Origin of the sequence: Sporocytophaga myxococcoides DSM 11118 (assembly GCF_000426725.1) — a bacterium.
In the GTDB taxonomy this organism is placed as follows: domain Bacteria; phylum Bacteroidota; class Bacteroidia; order Cytophagales; family Cytophagaceae; genus Sporocytophaga; species Sporocytophaga myxococcoides.
Genome location: NZ_KE384561.1, coordinates 391,963 through 413,047, shown reverse-complemented (window position 1 = coordinate 413,047; position 21,085 = coordinate 391,963). Strand labels below are relative to the sequence as shown.

Annotated in this window: 15 protein-coding genes; 8 read left to right on the top strand and 7 right to left on the bottom strand. The window is 35.5% G+C overall.

All coding sequences use genetic code 11. The features are described from left to right. Positions 1 to 28 precede the first annotated feature (28 nt). Both K350_RS0125745 and K350_RS0125740 read left to right on the top strand, forming a co-directional pair. Entirely contained in the window at positions 29 to 607 is a 579-nt protein-coding gene (locus tag K350_RS0125745) for an NAD(P)H-dependent oxidoreductase (RefSeq protein ID WP_028982376.1), read from the top strand. 59 nt (positions 608 to 666) lie between these two features. Continuing rightward, on the top strand, positions 667 to 1,101 hold the full coding sequence (locus K350_RS0125740; RefSeq protein WP_162144216.1) for a hypothetical protein: 435 nt from the start codon (positions 667 to 669) through the stop codon (positions 1,099 to 1,101). 80 nt (positions 1,102 to 1,181) lie between these two features. On the opposite strand, the gene K350_RS0125735 is transcribed toward K350_RS0125740, so the two are convergent. From K350_RS0125735 to K350_RS0125720, 4 genes are all read right to left on the bottom strand, one after another. Further along, entirely contained in the window at positions 1,182 to 2,285 is a 1,104-nt protein-coding gene (locus K350_RS0125735; RefSeq protein ID WP_051313709.1) for an AOC03_06830 family ribosome hibernation factor, read from the bottom strand. 102 nt (positions 2,286 to 2,387) lie between these two features. After that, positions 2,388 to 4,475, bottom strand: coding sequence for an OmpA family protein (locus K350_RS30430; RefSeq protein ID WP_162144215.1), 2,088 nt, complete (start codon positions 4,473 to 4,475; stop codon positions 2,388 to 2,390). A gap of 101 nt (positions 4,476 to 4,576) precedes the next feature. Beyond that, complete coding sequence (locus tag K350_RS0125725; RefSeq protein ID WP_028982373.1) at positions 4,577 to 5,809, bottom strand: hypothetical protein; 1,233 nt, start codon at positions 5,807 to 5,809, stop codon at positions 4,577 to 4,579. 6 nt (positions 5,810 to 5,815) lie between these two features. After that, a complete protein-coding gene (locus tag K350_RS0125720) occupies positions 5,816 to 8,194 on the bottom strand; it encodes a DUF2339 domain-containing protein (protein WP_028982372.1) in 2,379 nt (792 codons plus the stop codon). Positions 8,195 to 8,437: 243 nt separating this feature from the next. Here K350_RS0125720 and K350_RS32505 point away from each other — a divergent pair, with 243 nt between their 5' ends. After that, positions 8,438 to 8,605, top strand: coding sequence for a phosphatidate cytidylyltransferase (locus tag K350_RS32505; RefSeq protein WP_156027204.1), 168 nt, complete (start codon positions 8,438 to 8,440; stop codon positions 8,603 to 8,605). 113 nt (positions 8,606 to 8,718) lie between these two features. Here the strand turns inward: K350_RS32505 and K350_RS0125710 are convergent, their stop codons facing one another. Beyond that, positions 8,719 to 10,575 carry a 7TM diverse intracellular signaling domain-containing protein gene (locus K350_RS0125710; protein WP_028982371.1) on the bottom strand — a complete coding sequence of 619 codons (1,857 nt, stop codon included), beginning with the start codon at positions 10,573 to 10,575 and terminating at the stop codon, positions 8,719 to 8,721. 422 nt (positions 10,576 to 10,997) lie between these two features. Between K350_RS0125710 and K350_RS30425 the strand changes: the two genes are divergently transcribed. From K350_RS30425 to K350_RS31735, 5 genes are all read left to right on the top strand, one after another. Further along, on the top strand, positions 10,998 to 11,651 hold the full coding sequence (locus tag K350_RS30425) for a Crp/Fnr family transcriptional regulator (RefSeq protein WP_051313705.1): 654 nt from the start codon (positions 10,998 to 11,000) through the stop codon (positions 11,649 to 11,651). A gap of 146 nt (positions 11,652 to 11,797) precedes the next feature. Next, positions 11,798 to 13,012, top strand: a complete 1,215-nt coding sequence (locus K350_RS30420) for an imelysin family protein (protein ID WP_211236780.1) — start codon at positions 11,798 to 11,800, stop codon at positions 13,010 to 13,012. A 1-nt stretch (position 13,013) separates the two neighbouring features. Then, positions 13,014 to 14,456, top strand: a complete 1,443-nt coding sequence (locus K350_RS0125695; RefSeq protein WP_051313702.1) for a di-heme oxidoreductase family protein — start codon at positions 13,014 to 13,016, stop codon at positions 14,454 to 14,456. 10 nt (positions 14,457 to 14,466) lie between these two features. Further along, positions 14,467 to 15,588, top strand: coding sequence for an imelysin family protein (locus K350_RS0125690; RefSeq protein WP_028982369.1), 1,122 nt, complete (start codon positions 14,467 to 14,469; stop codon positions 15,586 to 15,588). A 222-nt stretch (positions 15,589 to 15,810) separates the two neighbouring features. Further along, positions 15,811 to 18,003 carry a cellulase family glycosylhydrolase gene (locus K350_RS31735; protein WP_081671149.1) on the top strand — a complete coding sequence of 731 codons (2,193 nt, stop codon included), beginning with the start codon at positions 15,811 to 15,813 and terminating at the stop codon, positions 18,001 to 18,003. Between the two features lie 92 nt (positions 18,004 to 18,095). Here the strand turns inward: K350_RS31735 and K350_RS30410 are convergent, their stop codons facing one another. Further along, positions 18,096 to 19,901: an IucA/IucC family protein gene (locus K350_RS30410; RefSeq protein WP_051313698.1), complete on the bottom strand. Its 1,806-nt coding sequence runs from the start codon at positions 19,899 to 19,901 to the stop codon at positions 18,096 to 18,098. Next, entirely contained in the window at positions 19,898 to 21,076 is a 1,179-nt protein-coding gene (locus K350_RS0125675) for an MFS transporter (RefSeq protein ID WP_162144214.1), read from the bottom strand. The genes K350_RS30410 and K350_RS0125675 overlap by 4 nt, the downstream gene beginning before the upstream one ends. Between the last annotated feature and the right edge of the window lie 9 nt (positions 21,077 to 21,085).

Sequence of the window (21,085 nt, the reverse complement as noted above, 5' to 3'; positions counted from 1 at the left end):
CTTTTACCGGAAACTCATTTCGGTATATATGAAAAATGTTGTAATTATTAATGGGCACCCTTTTAGGGAAAGTTTTAACGCTTCTCTCGCATATGCTTATAAGTCAGGCGTGAAAGAAGCAGGGGCTAATGTGGTTGAAATCTTTATTGGCGATCTTACTTTTAATCCAAACCTTCAATATGGATATAGTAAAAGAATGGAGCTTGAGCCTGATCTTCAGGATGCATGGAAAACTATTAAACAGGCTGATCATCTTGTCTGGATACACCCCGTCTGGTGGGGAGGTATGCCATCTCTTATGAAAGGATTCATAGACAGATTGTTTCTTCCCGGGATGGCCTTCAGCCCTAAGGAAAATTCAATATGGTGGAATAAATTACTTACCGGTAAAACTGCAAGAATCATTACTACTATGGATCAGCCTGGATGGTATTACAGACTTGTTTACGGAAGACCTAGTATCAATCAACTTAAAAGATGTACTTTGGAATTTTGTGGAATAACCCCCGTCGAAGTTACTACCATAGGAATAATAAAAACTTCAGATAACGCGAAAAGGGAAAAATGGCTCAAGAAGGCTTATGACCTGGGGTTGGCCTTAAGTTAGTTGTTCTTGATCGGCAGATCTATTTGTTTGGTCAAAAATGAATAGTTAGTAAAAACTTTTTGAGACTTGAAGGCGTTTATTTTAACTTCATTACTTCTATGGTTTCAAACAGACTTTTTGAAGCTCCTTACTGTGAAATAAAGGAGCGAAATGACGGTATTATATATGCCAAATGGAAAGGCTTTCTAAAACCGGGGCAGGTTAAAACAGGTTGTCGGTTTATGACTGATTATGTCAGGAATAATAAAATTACTGTTCATCTGAGCGATCATAGAGATCTGAGAGTACTTACAAAAGATGTTCAGGATTATTTAATAACTGAATGGTTTCCTGAAATTGAAAATCAGGGGATGAAGAAAATTGCAGCATTGGAGGCTCCTGATCCTTTTGCTAAAGTGACTGTAGATAAAGTGAATAAAGAAGCGCAGGTTGGTAATCTTATTATTCGTTCATTTGAAACAGAAGAGGATTGTATAAACTGGTTGCTTGAATAAAAGCTAATGAAACTATGGTTAAGTTAAGGGAGAATATAAGTTCAATTCAGAAATTATATTCTCCTTTCATTTAATAAAGTCTAATACCTGGTAACAAGAGCTAGTCCTTGAAATTTATCCAGATCATCCTCTTCAACAAATACGGTTTCGCCTCCCTTACTGATATTTTTCTCAATCATTTCATCAATAAGGTCATCAATAACATCGGGTTCATGGAGAGCACTATGATCTTTTAACTTAATGCCGTCATTATCAACAATGCCTGGCTGAAAAAGGCCTTTTTGAACGTATAATGTTTTTCCTCTTCCCTGATCTATGGCATTCCAGATTTCTGTAATGTCACTGAAGAATTTACCAGTTCCTACAGCAGATTTAAGTTCATTGATTCTTTCCCTTGATGTATTTTTATGGAACTCATTTACAGTAGGCCATGCTTTTGCTATAATCTGATTTGGTTTTACTTCATTCCTGTCTATAGTAACATATCCTAAGATTGCAGATTTATTGTCAGCAACATTCATATAATGCACATAGTTTCTTTCTTCAGTTGCCAAAATCAGAGGTTTAGGATTGTTTATTAAAACCTTCTGAACCTCTTTGTCAACTTTATTGAAAAACTCTTCTGTAATATTTTCTTGTCCTTTTGACATCGATGCAGCATGCTTGCTTTCAGGGAACGGAGAGTCATTTATTACCGGAAACGGTGAAACGTTCTCATTAATTTCCTGATCATTGAAAGCTTCTATTAATCGTGCTTCCTGATGGCTCAAAACTAGGATATAATATGAAACTTGTTCATGAAGAGCCCTTATAAGATCTCTTGTGGCAAATGTATTATCTATAATTACTCTATCTTCTACATGTATTGGTAAACGAGTGTATTCCAAAATATCATTGTTTGCGAAAATTACCAGACTTTCTTTGTTATGGTAGCTATGATTTAAGGTTACCGAAAGTTGATTTAATTTATCAATGATATTTTGGGTTAGCTTTTTATCATTATAAGCAGAGAGTCTTTCCTCTGCTTCATTAATAAGGTTTTTAAGCTGGATGGGATCTTTTTTATTATCAGGGTGTGTTCGATGCGTATTTAAAATAATCGTAACACAGACGTCAGATCTGATATCCTTTAACTTCTCAAATAGTTCATTTATCATATCTCTTTCCTTTTGGTCCTTCTTCATAAAAAGTAACAATGAATTTGAAGCTAAAAGTTTACAGATAGGCTTAAAGCTGAAAGCTTAAAGTTTAAAGTTAGAATGTTCCACTTTTCGCTTTGTCCTTATTTAAAACTTAACAATTTTAAACTCAACTCTTCTGTTCAATTTTCGGGTTTCCTCCTTTGTATTGTCTGCTATAGGCTTGGCACCTCCGTAACCTTTCCCTGATATTCGGTCTCCTGAAATACCTTTTGAAATAAGATAATTTTTCACAGTTTCAACCCTTTGTTCTGAAAGCGTTACATTTTTATCCGGATCACCCATATTGTCTGTATGTCCGGAAAGTTCAATCTCTATCGTTGGATTTTCAATAAGCAGATTTGCAAGTCTATTTAACTCAGGGTAAGATATTGGCAGTAACTTTGGTTCGCTTCTTACGAAGAAGACGTTTTTCAATGGAATGTCTTCACCAACTTCAAGTGGAGTAAGATAGATATTACGCTCTATCTCCATATACTCACTGATGTTAGGGACGCTGATGGTGTCACGCACTGAATAAAAACCGGGATGTTCGGCAAAAAAGGAATAAACCTGATTATATGGCAATGCTATTTTATAATCTCCATTATGTGGATCTGAGCTTGCTATACCAGCTTCCTTATCGTCGTCAAGATCTCTGTATGTAATACCGGTTTCAATAGGTTCCTTGGTCTTGCTGTTAAGCACCTTTCCATAAATAAGTATCAGTGGGTTAGGCTTTACAGGGCCTGGAAGCTTTATTCTGAAGATGTCACTTTTACCTGTTGCTTTTTCTTCAGAAATAAAATAAGCATACTCGCCGGATGCAGGAATGCTGTAATAAGCATCCATGCCTTTTGAATTTACAGGCAAACCTATATTTTGTGGAACAGACCAGTTAGTCCAGGTATTGTCAAGTCTTCTTGATACGAATATATCATTCTTCCCATATCCCGGGTGTCCTGTGCTGCTGAAGTACAAAGTAACACCGTCTGCTGCCAGGAAGGGCGATAGTTCCGTACCTGGTGTGTTTACAACTGAACCAATGTTTTTAGGTACAGACCAGGTATTGTCGTTTTCCAGAAATGAAACATAAATATCTCTTGATCCATAAGTTTCATCTCTTTGCAGAGCCATTAGCAATACTTTCTTATCACTACTTAAAAAATATTCGTTGAAGGTACTTTTGTTGTAATAATTTCTTACGTTGACTCTGGTAGGCATACTCCATCCATTTTTGGTTTTATTTGACATGGATAATCCCATTCCCTGGGCTGCACCTTTGGAGTCGTAAGTATTCATCAACAGAACAGTATTGCCGTCTGGGCTTACGGAAGATACAGCATTTGGACCGTCGTTATTAATAGGAACTCCCACATTTACAGCTTTGCCCCATTTACCATTTTGAAAGCTTGAATAATACACGTCCTGGTAATCACCTGCACCACCTTTGTTCTCAGGCGAATAGTTTCTTGTGAAATATAATCCGTTACCATCAGGTGTCACAACTGGTGTTAACTCACCATACGCAGTGTTTACACCAGCTCCAAGATTTTCAGCAGGAGAGCTATAGCTTAGATTAGGGGCAGTATTGATTTTAAGTTTTGTTCCTTTGATGAAAAAATCATCCACATCAAAAGAGGATGTTCCCCATGCTGCAAAGCCTACAGCTTTCCCTGTAAGAGCTGGATAATTGATCTCAGTCAGCACATGGTCATTTGCAAGAAAACGGACGGTAGAGCCACTCTTCTCTATTTTTAAGATGTTATTATCAACCTTTATTTTTAATGAGGTAGTAAATTCCTTGATAAGGGTGGGCTTTCCTTTTTTGACTTCAAGTATTCGGTATTGAAGGTTTTTGACATTGAAGTATAAAGCGTTCTCCTGATCTGTACCAATCATGAGACCATATTCGCTTCCGGGCTTTCGTATACCAAATTTGGCTTCTGCTGAAAAGTTTGCTGAGGTATTGAGCAGATTAAAGTAGTTATTGATGCTACCGCCAGCAGGGTCGTTGTGTTGCCATACCAATTTGCCACCTCTAATATCTGATTGATCTGTTGGTCCATTAGGAAGCCGCCATCCTGTTTCGTTATTGTCAAAATGATCTTCTTCTACTATCCCTGCTGTCTGTGCCAAAGAAGTTCTTGTTATAATTAAAAATAGCAAAATAAGGATGTTGATTGGTCTTGTCATTAGGTGCATATTTTAGGGAGTAACGATTAGATTGAAGATAATATTTTTGGGAAAAATATAAAATCAACTTCATATATATTGTATTTTCAGAATAGATGACATTAGGTGTCAGTCGTTTGCTTGGTTTTCATTTCTTTTATCATTTTATAAGACATATACCCAAGACCTGACATTATAAGAAATATGGAAATCCAGACCCAAAGCATTGAAGAGAAAAATGTTTTCTCAGGTTTTTCGATTTGTTGGGGAATATCAAGGATGGCTCCGGCTTTTATAATACTCAGATTTTCCGGAATGCTGTCTTTAAAATAACCTAGATCATATTGAGGATAAGATAAATTTTTATCTCCGAATTGAATTGTATACGATTTTCCTCTCTCAAGCATAGCAGTCATGTAATATACAAGTTGATAGCTTTCTATGCTTTTTATTTTTAATGGCTGGTTGTCTTGGTTATCAATAATCAGTTGGAAATCTTTAACTTTCAGATGGTCCAATTCAATGGTGTTATCGCTGTTTGAGCGGAGAGTAGTAGTAGTGATAGTGTTATAATGTTTCTTTCCTTTTTCGTAATAGGTGGTGCATATTGCCGCGTTTCTGAAGTAATAATGAGGCTCTAATGCAGCAATTTTTACTTTATCTATCAACTGAGCTGAAGGAAAAGAGATAGAAATATAACTTTTCTTATCAGAGCTGTCTTTCCTATGTACATGGGCCTTGGGAAGTTCTGTAAACTTTCCTTTTTCTATATAGGTGTCATAATATCCAGCTTTTAATATGTTAAGAGGAGCGCTACCTGAATCTCCGATTTCAAGCATGTAGTACTCATAATCTAACAAAGGAAAGTTAAGAAGTTTAACTTCTGAAGTATTATTCAGTGATGGATAGGATTCAAGATAATAGTCGTTCTTGATGATATACCAGTGTTTATTGTCACTGCTACCGCTAAGCTTTGCATTCTTCCTTACATCAGAATTTTTAATGATCAGGCTAATGTTATCAATTTTGTTTTTTGCAGCATTCTGAAGTATCAGTCTGGAACAACATTTTGATTGTGATCTGAATTCTTTGATGTTGTATTCTTTGAATATCTGATGTACCTGAAGAGGTACTTCTCTGCTTAAAATATAAGGAATCTCCTTTTGGGTATTATCATAAATTCTTATATCCGAAAGATCATCATTAAGATGAGTCACGATATCAGGAGTTATCGGAATTTTATAGAACCTGCTTTCGTTTACTTTACTTAATAAAGCCTTCTTCTTAAATGCTTGTCCATAAGAGCATGTAGCAATAAAGAAGAATAGTATGTTATACAAAAATAATTTTTTCATATTTAATTATGAAGCAATAGTTGTTTCATCATCTATGATTAGCTTTTTAAGCTTTTGATACATAAATGAAATTACTAATAATAGAACTCCCAGACAGATAAATGAGGCAATTTTCCCTCCTTCTGAAATACCTCTTAAGTCGAATATAAATAACTTAAGCAGAGTGATAAAGAATGTTGTCAGAGAAATAATACGGAGTTCCTTTCTTTTTTTCTTCATCCCAAGAACCATAAATACAAGGGAGCTCAAGCCCCACAGGATAGGATATCCTATTTTGTGGTTCTGACTGATTATATAGCTCGCTCCTTGCATTTCTTTATAGAAAATGAAAAGTACAACATGGTCCAGTTCACTGCTTAGAATGAAAAGTGCAACAAATGAAAGATACCATAGGAAGAGCTTTCCAGTAATCACTTTAAAGCCAAACACAGATTTGACTTTTCGGTACATTAAAACTAATATGCCTGTGAACAGCAATGTGTCAATGTATTGGTAAGTAAAGCTGAGGAAAGTTGTACTTTGAGCTATCAGATACGCTTCTCTCAGTTTGATGATTTCTTGATGATAATAAGTCATGTAGAAGATGCTTGACAATAATCCCAGAACGAGTGTCCTGATCATCGATACCCTTGATGTGTCTTTTTGGTCTAATAGCAAGAGGGAAAGTACAAACATGAAATTATAGCTCCCGGTAATGATAGCCCTCAAGCTGCCAATTGATATGTGGTTTAATAATTGATAATGAAGTTCAAGGAAACCTGCAAAATATAATAAAGTCAGAAATATAGTGCCCAGTGCTTTGTCATAATATTTAACCGGAAGGAAAATTATACTTGTCGCAGTTTCTTTCTTTAGTAATAATCTTGTAAGGATTAGAGAAGTAAGAGCTATAATACTTGTGATAAATCCTTTGTTTAAAATGATTGTTTCAGAAAAATTTCGGTCATAGATGCTTATCCAGTCCATTATCAGACTTACAAGCATAAGAACAGTTACAGCTAAAGATCCTACTTTAATAAGTGTTATCCCCGATTTTTGAGATAGCCATAACAGAAGCACTGCTTCAGCAGACCAGAATAGTGTAATATAGTTCCCTTCCAACTGAACAGGAGCAGCAAGACTTAGGAATGTAAGGACAAGACCTATAAGTAAATAAATAAGGTTAGTGTCGGCTTTTTTGGTTTTATACAATGTGAATGCAAAAATAAAATTGAAAATTGCGATCACTGCTGTGAATAATCCCTGGAACATTCCTCCTTTAATATTGGCAAGTATGATCATACCAGCTGTGTAATAAAGGAATGTATTGCTCAATAAGATACTGATATCTATTGCTGCGAATTTTTTATTTTCTTTTATATTATTAATGATATTCATAAGGAAGAATATCAGATAAAAGAGTGTGGCAAATACCATGGCGCCGGTATACGGCGCGTCAGGAATACCTTTTACTTTGGTTATCAGCCAGCCTCCATAAAGCACTATAGTGAAGAGGTAAGAGATAATATTCAGAATCTTCCAGCCTTTAAAATAAGCCAAAACCAGCATGCCGGTATTTAACGTGATGATATAGGTGAAAAGGATGATGTAATTACCTTCTCCTGTGCTTACCATGAAGGGAGAAGCAAAGCCTCCTATAATAGCAAGTACTGCTAGTTCTTTTCTGTTATAGGTTATTGAAAATAGTACTGAAAATCCCGTTATCACAACCATTATCAGGAATGCTGCTGTCTGGCTGAATAAATTGTACTCATGGAATGCTATTGATATGGTGAAGTAAAATATAGACATTCCTCCGCCTATCAGTACGGAGCTGAAGGCTGCAAATGTCTTACGCATTTTATGTGCAAGTCCTAGCAATATTCCTCCACAAAGTATTCCTATAAATACTCTACCGATTTCATGTATCCAGTTTTGGTCTATTGCATATTTTACAAAAAATCCAATTCCTAAAACTAGTATGGCAATACCAATTTTATTGATGAGATTTTCACCGATAAATTTTTCAATGTCCGGATTTCTTTCAAAGAAGGTAGGTTTTTTCTCTTTTGGTTTTGCAGAAGAAACGGCTTTTGCAGGAGATAGGACAGGAACTTGTTTTTTTACAGGTTCTTGTTCCTTAGCTTGGGATTCAATTTTGGGTTCGGTAATCTTAACGGGCTCCTGTTTAGGGTTGTCAAGATTAAGTATTTGTGATAATATCGATTCGTCTTTCTTCTCAGCAGACTTAGAAGGCCTAGGTTCAGTGACTGAAAGTTTTTTAATTTCATTTTTCAGACCATCAATTTTTTTTGACAATTCATTGAGTTTACTATCGACTAAACTGTTCTGCCTGATTAGCAATATGATGATTATCAGTAGTCCAATAAAAATTAAAAGTTCCATAAGTATCTTATATCCGGATTGTTTAATTCAATTACGAGTGGAAAATCTTTCCGTTAAAAAAAGGATAAAATTTAGGTAATTGAATTTTAAATTTATATTAAAATATTGTAAAACAGTTTATTGTGAAGTGTTTATTTTTTGAAAGAGTTAGTAGTAAATTTTAGCCGGAACGCCAAATGTTCACGTTGCACCAATATGCTGATTGTTATGTTTTAATAGTAAGAATTTAAAAAAGGAGGGGTTATGAAAAGTGCAGTAATTGGTAGAATCTATACTCTGATATTCTTTGTATTATTTCTTTCAGGGTGTGAGGCGATAGAAGGGATTTTCAAGGCAGGTGTATGGACAGGGTTCGTTATTGTAGCTTTGGTGATAGTTCTCATTATATTCGTATTGCGAAAAATATTTTGAGGTAGATTAAGATAAATATGATTCTATCTGTAATTACCTGAATATTATTCTTAATTGACTATTCAGAGAAATTCATTGGGAAGGAATACAATGATGGAAGTGATAAGAAACACTTAATCAGTAGTGTGAGTGATGCTTTCTATTGTGCTGTCCACTACAAGGGAATTCCATCCGCTAAATTCTTTTTTATCAAGTACTTTAATTCTGTCCTTAATTTTTTTCTTGAAATTTGAGCAAGTAGATTTTCTTAAAGATAGCATTTCGGATAATTCGTCTGAAGTGATATCTTGTTTGTTGGAAACAAGATACATGATGTAAAATGCTTTTACTATCGGAAATTTAAGTTTGTGAAAGATCGTATTTGCAGTGACTGATTCATTGTAACCACATTTGCTGCAACGTCTGTCAAATTGCTCTTTGCCCTTGCCGCAACTATTAGAATTACATTTTTTGCATTGAAATTTGGATTGACCTTTAAGTTCTTCCAGATATCTGAAACAGGTAAGCTCATCAGGATATACTTTAACAAATTCTTCAAAATTCACCTGGTTTTTCATGATCCTGGTCATGGCAATGTCAGACATGTCTTTCTTCAGGGCCCTGTTGGCAAGGTCAAGCTGAAGGTTCATCGTCGTGATTTCTTCAGTCTGGTTGATAAGCCTTTCATATGCCTGTTTAAGCTGTTCTGTTCGTTGTGCTACTTTTTCTTCCAGTTCTTTGTTAATCTTGTCCTTTAATAATTCTTTCTCTTTCATTTCTTCGATAGACTTGTTCTGTGCAGCCTGCCTCATTTTGATTTCAGCGCCCATTCTGTCTGTCAGGGACATGGAGAGTAATATTATATCGAGAATGATTCCAATATTCAGGCTATATACAGTGAAAATGGTTGATTTGATAAAGCCATAGTTTTCTAATGCTGTTATTGTAAATGCTGCAAACAGGCTAGTATATGCAACCCACAAGAAAAAGGCAGTTTTGTTTCCTCTTAAATAACTTCTAAGAGATATTTTATATGCCAGGAAAAAAGGAATAGTATCAATGTAAATAGCATATAAGATATTTCTGTTGAAGAATAAACCATATAATAATATCAAACCTCTGATGACTATTACAAAGTTTATTACTTTGTTAAAAAAAGGTTGGGTTTCTTTTAGATTTAAAAATCCTTTTATGAATAGCAGGGCGAAGGTAATGATGCCATATAAAGCAAGACTAAAGGCATACAGATTCCATTCAGGATTTTCGGGCCAGAGATACTGGAATGCGAAGCCACTCTGACACATAGAATAGAGGCTGAATGAAAGTACATAAAAGACATAATAAAGATAAATGCCCATTTTGATGGATATGTACATCAGAAGATTATACAAGGCCATCATAATTAAAATACCATAAAAAATTCCTAAAACATAGTATTCTGCCAGAGCATAGGATATGAATTTCTTATAAGATCTGATTTGGGGACTTAAATTGTTTTCGTTTTCCGATTTTATCCGAATGTAAAAAGTCAAGGTTTGATTCTGGGGAATCCGTAATTCAAATTCAGGATTTTTATGAAAAAACATTCGTTTGTTAAATGAAATCAAATTACCTGACTGAGTCAATTGATAATGTCCATTTTCATCAGGAGCATAAAATGAGATATAATTTATGTTATGGTCATATAATTCAATCAGCCAGTTCTTTTCATTTTTCGTCAGGTTTTTCACAGAAAATCTGAGCCAATAGGAAGAAGCTTTGTTACTGTTTACCGCATCGGAAGTCTGATATCTAAAACTATCGGCATATACAGGACTTGTAATTGCTGTTATATCAAGTTTGCTTGTCTTATCTTCAAATACTCCCAGATATTCATTTCTGATTCCTTTTTCTTCAATTTTATTAGTCAATAAAAATACCTTCTCTGCCTTTAAAGGGGGATTTGAAAATTGTATTAAAAAAATGCAAAAAAACCAATAATATGTTTTCATATTATTTTGTGTTTGACAATAAGTTGTAATGGCTAAATTAATAAGATTTTTTTAAAAGATAATTGATGGCCTGGAAAAAAAAATGGATCAATATCCGCCAATGTTAGATAAATAAAAAGTTTGTCTTTTAAATGTTTTTAAAATTAATAATCGTTGAAATTTGAATTTTTAGCCATGTTTTTATTGTCTTTTAAGCGAAAAATATAAAGAATTTACCTGCTGCTAAAAGGTTGTAAAACCAATTTTTCCTCTCCTAAAATTTGACTTCTTCTCATCTTCTCGATAGTATGGTTTATAATCAAGCCCGGAAATGAATAATTGGATTATTAAGTTCACTATTCTGGGAATATTCAAATTTGTTAAATAAAGAGTCATTAAATTTTATCTGAAGATTTTTGCCTAAACATTAAGTAATAAGACTTATGGAAAGAATTTTAAGTACACCTGTAATCGAATTAGAGGATCAGTTTAATTTCTTTGAACGAGACTTAAGAGTTGAACTGGCTGCTGCTAAAATAGAAAAATTTGAAAAGGGAAATCGTATCCACAGACAGAACGCCTTCCTGGTTTCTGTACCTATTCTTTTAGAAGGAAGTTTAAGGATTTTTCGTCAAACTGAAGACAGAGAAATTTTACTTTATTATGTAAATAAAGGTGAAACTTGTATGATGTCTCTATTGTCATGTTATGGCCAAACACCAATGAACGCCGCAATGGAGGCTTCTGAAAAATCGGAATTAATTCTTGTCCCAAGAATTAAAGTATATGAATGGCAAAGAAAATATTCTTCCTGGAATGATTTTGTAATTAAAACTTTTGCGCAAAGACAGGAACAATTATTGGATTCATTCGATTCTCTGGCATTTTCAAGTATTGATAAAAGAATAAAGGATTATCTGATTAGACTTTCTTCTAAAACCAAACAACAAATCGTTTCAATTACACATCAGGAACTGGCCAATGAATTGGGCACAACCAGGGTGGTAATTTCCAGAATTTTAAAATGCCTTGAAATAGAAGGTGCGATCGAATTGCTCCGTGGAGCAATAAAAGTCAAGGACTTAAAACTTAACTAAAGCTTTGAGTTAAATTTCTGCTTGTTTCGTAGCTATTGATAAACTTGTTTTGTCAATAGCTTTTTTGTTTTTGAAAATAAGGAAGTTATACCTTTTAAGTTAGTTTATTTTAATTTGGATTAATTTTAAATAAAAATTAGCTTTGTGTGCATAAATTAACTTTAGCGCACCCTATGTTTTCCTTCTTTACGAAAAGTATCTTCCCAATTGTATTTAGTGCAATCCTTTTGTCTTTGACAACATCCTGTAAAAAAGATAAAGATCCAAATCCTTCTTCGTCTTCAGAGTCTAAAAAACAAGAAATAGTAAACAACTATGCTGAGATTGTTTATGCGTCTTATATAGATTCATATAATAAGGCTGAGGATTTACAAACCAAAATCAACGCTTTTATATCTGAGCCTTCAGCGCAGAAATTAAATGAAGCAAAACAAGCATGGTTGGCTGCACGAGTACCATATCTTCAGACGGAAGCATATCGTTTTTATGACGGACCAATTGATGATCCGGAAACAGGTGTGGAAGGGTTGTTGAACGCATGGCCAATGGACGAGTCTTATATTGACTATGTAGAGGGAAATGAAAATGCTGGAATCATCAATGACTTAAGCGTGGACCTTACCAAAGAAAATCTTACTGCTTTAAATGAAGGAGGAGGGGCAGCTGAAACTTCTATCAGTGTGGGATATCATGCAATTGAATTTTTATTATGGGGACAGGATTTCAACAATGATGGTCCCGGTAACAGACCATATACTGATTTTGTAGTCGGTGGCACTGCTAAGAATCAGGCAAGAAGAGCTCAGTATCTTCGCACTATTGCAGATATACTTGTGGAGGATCTTGATTACTTAGTTAAATCATGGGCACCTGGTACTAACAATTATCGTAAATCTTTTGAAGCTAATATTGATGAATCTCTAAGAGACATACTGTTTGGTTTTGCAAGCCTAAGTGGTGGTGAACTGGCTGGTGAAAGAATGCAGGTTTCCCTGGAGTCTGGACAGCAAGAAGATGAGCACTCATGCTTTAGCGATAATACACATAATGATATCATCTATGATGCTCTTGGTCTTGAGAACGTTTATTATGGAAGATATACTAAACTAGATGGAACTATCATTGACAAAGCTGGCATTGACGAACTTATAGTAGCGAAAGATGTTGATCTGAGCAGTAAAATGAATACTCAGCTTGCAACTACCAAAACAAGTGTAAATGCAATTCATCATCCTTTTGATCAGGAAATAACTGATCCGGAGGGGAAAAAACGTATTCAGACTGCTATAGAATCACTATATAAACAGGCTGATCTGATAACAGAAATAGCAGCTAAACTTGGAATTTCTTTTAATAAGTAGAATGAGTTTATTGAAAATTATAAAAAGCCGCACCAGGGGATTATTACTCCTTGGTACGGCTTTTTTATTTAGCTTCCTTTTTATTATCACTTCTTGTAAAAAGGATAAAGAACCTTCCAATGTAAATGCTGCAGAAGCTGGTGAAGAGCTGGCTGGTGGAGTGGCAACTGTTTTCGATCAGACTGAAAATGCTTTTGGCCATTCCATTCCTGGAATAAGCGTAGAAGACAATGCCAGATTTGTTGTTGGCAATTCTTTCTTTCGTGATAACTGGGTAATTGCACCATCTTCAACTGCTGGTCGCGACGGAGTTGGACCTTTGCTCAACACATTGTCATGTTCAGGATGTCATTTCAAAGATGGAAGAGGGCAACCTCCTCTCGATGGGTATGATCCTGTTTCTATGCTTATGAGGCTTAGTATTGAGGGTACAGACATTCATGGCGGACCGCTTGGGCATCCTGATTATGGGACTCAGCTTAGCCCAAATGCCATTTCCGGCGTACTTCCTGAGGGGACATTCAAAATAACCTACCTTCCTCTTGATGGCACTTTTGATGATGGAGAGGCTTATCAATTAAGGAAACCTTTATATGAATTTATAAAGTTAAATTATGGAGATCTTGGCGCAAATATATTATACTCTCCAAGGGCAGCCCAGCAGTTACCAGGCTTGGGCTTGCTTGAAGCTGTAGATGAAGCAGTCATTCTATCTTACGCAGATGAGAATGACTCTGATAAGGATGGTATCTCGGGAAGACCTAACTACGTTTGGGATGAAGCTCTGAAGCAGAATACACTCGGGCGATTTGGCTGGAAAGCGAATCAGCCAAATATCAGACAGCAGGTTGCAGGAGCATTCTCCGGTGATATGGGGATTACCTCATCTCTTTTTCCTAAAGAAAACATGAGTCCTGTTCAGTTTCAGAATTATGGCAATCTGCCGAATGGCGGTATACCAGAAATTCAAGATGATCTATTTGGCAAAGTAGTTTACTATACCATCACTTTGTCCGTACCCGGAAGACGTAACTGGACAGATACGAAGGTGTTGAGAGGAAAGCAATTATTTACTGAAGCCAAATGCAGTAAATGCCACATACCTAAAATGAAGACAGGCTTCTATAGTCCTGTCAATGAATTGTCAAATCAGGAAATTCGTCCATATACAGACCTGCTGTTACATGATATGGGAGTGGGTCTAGCGGATGGTCGACCTGATTTTCTTGCTAACGGGAACGAATGGAGGACACCGCCGCTATGGGGTATAGGTCTTGTTAAAAATGTAAATAAGCATACATATTTTCTTCATGACGGCCGTGCAAGAAACTTTCAGGAAGCCATTCTATGGCATGGAGGAGAGGCAGAGCAATCTCAGAAAGCATTCAAAGCAATGTCAAAATCAGATAGGGAAGCACTTGTAGAATTTCTCGAATCTCTTTAATTATTATCCAATGAAACACACTATATTCATTTTGCCCTTTCTATTTCTGCTTATTACCGGATGTAAAAAGGATTCAGAGCAGCAGCCTTCAGATGCTTTCAATTCCTTTGACAGAAAAGGAATGCTGGAAAATATAGGTAAAAATATTATAATACCTTCTTATAAGGAATTGAATAAGTCTTCACATACTATGACGGCTGCATGTGAAGAATTTGTAACTAACCCCACAGAAGAAAATCTGATTGCTTTGCAAGATGCCTGGAAATTATCAGCAAGTGCCTGGAAGAGATGTGAGCTTTATAAAATAGGTCCTGGTGATGATTTGTCTGTAGCTCTTTACAGCAGTATTGATTTTTCGCCCGTTAATACATCTTTAATTGAAGATGCAATTAATACTAACTCCGTAATTGATACAAATTATATTTACAATAAGGGTGCTTCTGTGAAAGGCTTTCCAGCTATTGAATACCTTATTTTTAACAATGCTAAAGGAAATGTTTATATTCTCGATAAGTTTGGAGGAACAGAGACTTTAATGCAAAACAGGAGAAGCTACCTGCTCTCTTTATGTATGGCTTTAGAAGCAAAGTCTCTTCAAATCCTTGATCTTTGGGAGTCCGTGTACATCAATACGTTTATAGCTTCAGATGGAAAAGGTATAAATAGTTCAATAGGAATGTTGGTTAATCAGCTGATCTACCTCACAGAGGTTGTCAAAAATAAAAAGATTGGAAAGCCATTGAACAATATGGGAGTCCCACTAATTAGTCAGCTTGAGGCTCGTGAGAGCGGAATGTCGCTGAGTCATATTAAAGAGAATGTTATTTCTCTTGAAAATGCATTCCTTGGTAAAAGCCCTAAGGGAGATCTGGCTGGGATTGAAGATCTTCTCGATCATGTCGGAGCCAGGCATGAAGATGTCCTATTAAGCACTAGGATTAAACAACAGTTTGATAGCATTTATATTGCGATAGATAGAGTAGAACCCTCTTTGCAGACAAGTCTTGAGACTTCTCAATCAAACGTTAAGGACCTGTATTTGAAAGTATTGGAACTCGTTGGTTTATTTAAAGTTGATATGACAACTGATCTTGGTGTTTTGGTTACTATTTCGGATAATGATGGTGATTAATGGATTAAAATGAGATTAGAATAGATGAGTCCCGAGTATTCGGGACTCTTTTTTTTGAAAAAAATTAAATAAAAGAACAAGGAATTCTTAGCTAAATACAATGAAAGTTATGCTTGGTTAAATATTATTGTATTATTTGTATAGACAGTTGGATTAAAGATTAAAATTGAAAATTGCGGGAAATTAATTTTGGGTAATTTCATCCTGGATATAAATTCTAACATGATGAATAAACCCATATTGTTTTTTTTATTGATTGTATTGCTGACACCGCTGTCGGCATTTTCTCAGTCTGCTACTCCCTGGCTTCACGTTGAGGGAAATCTGATTAAAGATCCAGCAGGAAACACTGTTATTCTCAGAGGTGTGGACTTTCAGGATATTAAAGAACAAGCCACTGATAGAACTGTTGGTTTGAATGGATTAATTGATGTAGTCACAAATCTTGATGATACATTATCTGAATCACCGGGGTGGTATACCAGGGTACTAAGATTTACAGTAGAACCACCTATATCAAACCTTGAACAATATTATCAGCAGACTTTAAAACCTGCTGTAGACTATGCTACTTCCAAAGGACTTTATGTAATTATAGACTGGCATTATATCGCAGATGTAAATGGTAATATAGAGTCTACCAATGCTTTCTGGACTTACATGGCTCCTAGGTTCAATAATTACTCCAATGTATTATATGAGGTATATAATGAGCCTATTAATAATAATCTTACTTGGGGACAATTCAAACCTTACATGCAGGCTTGGGTAGATCTCATAAGGAAGTATGCTCCGCATAATCTTATTCTTGCAGGTAGTCCTGTTTGGGATCAGCGAATGGGTGATGCAGCTACCAATCCATTAACCGGAGGCAACATTGTTTATGTAGCTCATATTTATCCTGGTCATTGGACAGCAACAGGCTCCGGATCTGTGAAAGCACAGGTAGAAAAGGTTGTAAAAGTTCATCCTGTATTTTTATCAGAGTGGGGCTTTAGCCAGACTGTTTCTGCTACAAGTACTTTATTAAAAGGTAGTATTGCAAGTTACGGAGATCCAATAGTTAACTGGGCTGAAGGCCTTGGATTAAGCTGGTCAGCTTGGGTAGCTGATAATGACTGGGAACCAGCCATGTTTACAAGAGACTGGAAGTTAAAAGTTGGTCCTGGTGAAATGGGGGGCTTTGCTAAAGATAAACTGTATGAATTTAAAGATGATCACCAGCCTACTGATGTACCATGTTTTGCTCCGTATTTAGGCCTTCCACAGACTTTGTGCGGTAAGAACTCTGTTACGATCGGACTTCAATCAACTGCTGAAGAAGTATCTTTCAAGTGGTTTAAAGATGGAGAAGAATTAACTGCTCAGACTGGCACAACATTAGAGGCGACTGAAACAGGCAAGTATAGGGTAGAAGCTACCTTAGGCACTTGTGTCATGGCTGATGAAGTGGATGTTGTAAAAACTATGTTTCCTATTAGCCTTGGAAAAGGAGCTGTTCTCAAAAAAGATCCTATTGTTATAAAGGTTGATAATGCAGAAGAAAAGTTTACTTACCAATGGTATCATAACAATAAACTGATCGAAGGGGCAGATTCAAGCTCATTAGCTGTCTTTGATACCTGTGGTGCATTTTATTCTGTACTTGTTTCTTCCGAAGATTGCGGTTCTGTCTCTGACACATTTAAAATTTTATGTGCAAGAGGATATTTTAAAGGCAAGCCTTTTGATATCCCTGGAATTATTCAGGCTGAGGATTATGATTTTCAAAATATAGCGAATACAACCTATTCTGACTCGGATCCTTCAAATCAGGGAGGTGCATACAGAAATGATGAGGTAGATATTGAGGTAACCAAAGATGTCAATGGTGCATACAACGTAGGATGGACAGCGGCGGGAGAATGGTTAGAATATTCTATATCAGTAAAAGAAAACGGAGAATATCCTGTATATCTTAGAGTCGCAGGAAATCCGACACCTGCTGTTGGTGCAAATGTTCATATAAAACTTAATGGTAAAAAAGCATCTTCTACACTTACACTTCCAATTACTGGAGATTGGCAAAAATGGGAAACAGTATCTTTGGGTATTGTTACTTTTAGTACTACTGATACTTTGTTAAGGTTCTTTATTGAATCTCCAGGTTTTAATCTGAACTATATAGAAGTTGGGCCTAAGGTAGAAACTAGTATTTTCGGTAGAAGCAATGCATCTTCATTAAAAGTTTACCCTAATCCGGTAAATGATCTCGTTTTCTTCTCAGACGAAATACCATATGATTGGACAATCACTACGCTTATGGGAAATGTATTACTTAGCGGAAATGGTATTAATGCAGATGTGAGCAGCTTAAACAGAGGTACCTATTTATTGAATGTCAATGGTAATGTTGTAAAAATAATGAAGTATTAATAGTTAAGTGAATAAAGCAGTGTAAAAAAAGAAGGCCGGATTTCCGGCCTTCTTTTTTTACACTGTATAAACAGTTGTAAACTTTATGCAATTTAATTCTTAATAGGATTCTCAATAGTCCCGCAAACCTCTGGTACTGGTATATCAGTGTTTTCAGCATATCCATAGGTAAGAAGTCTTACTCTGTTAATACAAACTCGGATAAACTCAGGAACAAACAAATCAAATTTTTCATAAGATGCGCTCAAATCAGGATGTCTTTGCTGATATTGAATAACCACATCTTTTACCTGATTCCAGAACTTGTCTTCAGAGTATCCGACATAAGTATGAAGTATGTTGGATATATACCTGAATACACCATCAAATACCCCTGATAAAATAAACAAAGTTGCATATTGATCTTCTATGTCTCGCAGTATAGGTCTGATATTATCAGGAACATTTTGTTTACCTTCTTCTGTAAGTACAATCTCTTCAACAAAGTCTTTGATAATAATCCTCTCAGGAACGTAGTTCTTCATTACAAGTATTGTATTTTCACCATGAGGACTAAAGAAGAATTTATGTTGATAGAAGATGTGAAGTATTGGGTTGAAATAGTTATGAAGATATTTTTCCACCCATTCTTCTGCCTGGAGACCTGACTTTTCTATCAGCGATGCAATAAATGATTTGCCGGTAGAATCTATATACATTAATGAAGCCATGGTCATCATATTTTCATCTTCATTAAGATAAGGCGTAGCGCTTTCTCTCCATATAACTCCTAGAAGTTCTTTATATTGATAAGGAGCTCCTTCAACCAGTTCGTATTCCGAATGCTTATAGCCAACAGTTGCAACTTCTCCTAAAAGGGTAAAGCCAATGGACTGAAGTTCATGGTCTGAGCTCAGTTTATCCTTTACCCATTTTGTCACTAAAGGTGCTACTGTTAATTTTTTATGGGATAATCCTCTGTATATAGAAGTATTTAAAATTGAGATGGCTGTTTTTACATAAAATCTTTCAGGATTGGATATGTTAAAGAAAGTCCTGATAGATTGTTGGGGTGTATAGTCATCTTCTCCTGGCCCAAGTGGTACAATGAAGCTGGAAGCAATATCTCCGGCAAACTGAAATACTATTTTATTTTTCCATTGCCAATCATGTACCGGCATCATCCAATAGTTTTCAGGGTTGAGGTTTTGTAATAAAAGTACTTCTTTAAATTTAGAATATTGTTCATCTCCTAATTCCGAATAGGCAAGGGTTTCAAATGAGAGCCCTTCGATGTTACTGTATTCAGCTTTTGATTTGTGAACAGCTATCCAGTTTAATTTTACTATCTGGTCTGCTTCTGGGACAAAGGAACGGTAATCATCAAGATTAAACCCTATACGTCCTTTATTTACTGTTGCCCATGGATGCCCGTCCATCTGATGCTCTATAAGTTGGTATCCTGAATCTACAAGCTTGTCGGATTGTATTTTTCCTTTAGCTTGCATAAAAGCATCTGCATAAAGGGTATGGTTGGTTTCCTCAATGAAGTGTGTTAAGGTAAAAGGTTTAATTCCGAAAGTTTCCTGCAGCTCTATAAAAAACAGAGTTGCACTTATGTCCGTAATTTCGTTTTCATTATGGAATTTACTCAAAGAATCTTTATGGATATGCCAGTAGTCCATTTTGCGATGTTCACCAGTAAATTCATAGTAGGTGCTCAATTTGTCCGTATACAGCCTAAAATGTATGATTTTTTTATCAGAAGAAAGGATTACAGGAGTTAAAAGTTTTTCATGCATAAGCTCTGTTATTGCTTTGCAAAGGTATGCCCTGTTTACTTTATTCCAGATGTTAATATTCAATATGTCTGTTCCTGGCAGCTGTGCCACCAGATGATTTATTTGTTCTTCTATCATGATATTTTCGGATCTAATATGGTTAAGTGTTTTTTTGAATATTTGAAATGTAGCATTAAAACGACAGGTAGGGATAGCATTGCACATATTGATGCCATCTCAAATGGAGCTGTATAGCCATCTCTGCCAACTAAAAATCCTGCTAATAAAGGTGCTGTCATGTAGGCAATATTTTGTGTAATATGCATAAGGCTATAAGCTTTAGCAGAATCCTTACCTGAAGTTGTTTCGAAAAAAGATATGTCAAGATGAACGAAAATCAGGAAAATAGATATTCCATATAGACTTCTAAATATTATCTCTGAGATCAAAGAATTGACATATGCTTGTAAAAGCAAAACAATAGATATGATGAGAATTACACCACAAATGAATGTAGTGTTTTTAATTATTGTACTTCTGCCCGCAAGCGGCAGTAGAAATAATGCAGATAAGCTTGGAATTATGAATAATACTGCTGACCATGCATAATTAGCCACTGGTGCATACCTGTCTATGATAAATTCAGTATAAAATGGTCTTATCAATGTTGATGACAGATAAAACAAAAATGTGATCATACAAATCCATAAAAGCTTTATTTGGTCAAATGCCATAGATTCAGAATGGGATTGTAGCTGAAAACTTTTTTTTATTCCAATTAACCTTAGGCTAATTGCCATCTGGATAAAATCAAATAGTCCTATGATGATAAAAAGATACTGAATTGAAATTTTATCTATGATGAAAGCACTTGCTATTGCTGAAACAATCATTGATAGCTGTACCAATATACCTAGCTTTGCAACTGTTGATGTTTTATTTTCACTCTTGCTTATCAAATACGGATACATTAGCAGGTAACTGCTTTTGAAAAGAACCATCAATATAGAACATGCATAAAATTCAGTGAGGTCTTTCGTTAAGCCGCAATAAATGCTGGTCATACCTGCTGTCAATTGAGTTAGGCAAAGTAGTCTGAAGATATCTGTCTTTTTTGATACCCAAGCCCACAAAGGGTAAGATAATATAAATGTAAGTCTGAGTATACATAAATATGCTCCTGTATATGCAGGATCTATAATGCCAAATGTGTCTTTGAATATCCTCGGATAGAAAGGAGCCGGAAGAGACTCTGCTAATGCAGCGAGAAACGCAATAAGTAAAATACGGTTATTGACTTTGTTATCTGTCATAATATTACT

Bases quoted from the DNA above. Each gene is read 5' to 3' on its own strand.
- K350_RS0125745 (WP_028982376.1), top strand. From the start codon at position 29: ATGAAAAATGTTGTAATTATTAATGGGCACCCTTTTAGGGAAAGTTTT.
- K350_RS0125735 (WP_051313709.1), bottom strand. From the start codon at position 2,285: ATGAAGAAGGACCAAAAGGAAAGAGATATGATAAATGAACTATTTGAG.
- K350_RS30430 (WP_162144215.1), bottom strand. From the start codon at position 4,475: ATGACAAGACCAATCAACATCCTTATTTTGCTATTTTTAATTATAACA.
- K350_RS0125725 (WP_028982373.1), bottom strand. From the start codon at position 5,809: ATGAAAAAATTATTTTTGTATAACATACTATTCTTCTTTATTGCTACA.
- K350_RS0125720 (WP_028982372.1), bottom strand. From the start codon at position 8,194: ATGGAACTTTTAATTTTTATTGGACTACTGATAATCATCATATTGCTA.
- K350_RS32505 (WP_156027204.1), top strand. From the start codon at position 8,438: ATGAAAAGTGCAGTAATTGGTAGAATCTATACTCTGATATTCTTTGTA.
- K350_RS0125710 (WP_028982371.1), bottom strand. From the start codon at position 10,575: ATGAAAACATATTATTGGTTTTTTTGCATTTTTTTAATACAATTTTCA.
- K350_RS30425 (WP_051313705.1), top strand. From the start codon at position 10,998: ATGGAAAGAATTTTAAGTACACCTGTAATCGAATTAGAGGATCAGTTT.
- K350_RS0125695 (WP_051313702.1), top strand. From the start codon at position 13,014: ATGAGTTTATTGAAAATTATAAAAAGCCGCACCAGGGGATTATTACTC.
- K350_RS0125690 (WP_028982369.1), top strand. From the start codon at position 14,467: ATGAAACACACTATATTCATTTTGCCCTTTCTATTTCTGCTTATTACC.
- K350_RS31735 (WP_081671149.1), top strand. From the start codon at position 15,811: ATGATGAATAAACCCATATTGTTTTTTTTATTGATTGTATTGCTGACA.
- K350_RS30410 (WP_051313698.1), bottom strand. From the start codon at position 19,901: ATGATAGAAGAACAAATAAATCATCTGGTGGCACAGCTGCCAGGAACA.
- K350_RS0125675 (WP_162144214.1), bottom strand. From the start codon at position 21,076: ATGACAGATAACAAAGTCAATAACCGTATTTTACTTATTGCGTTTCTC.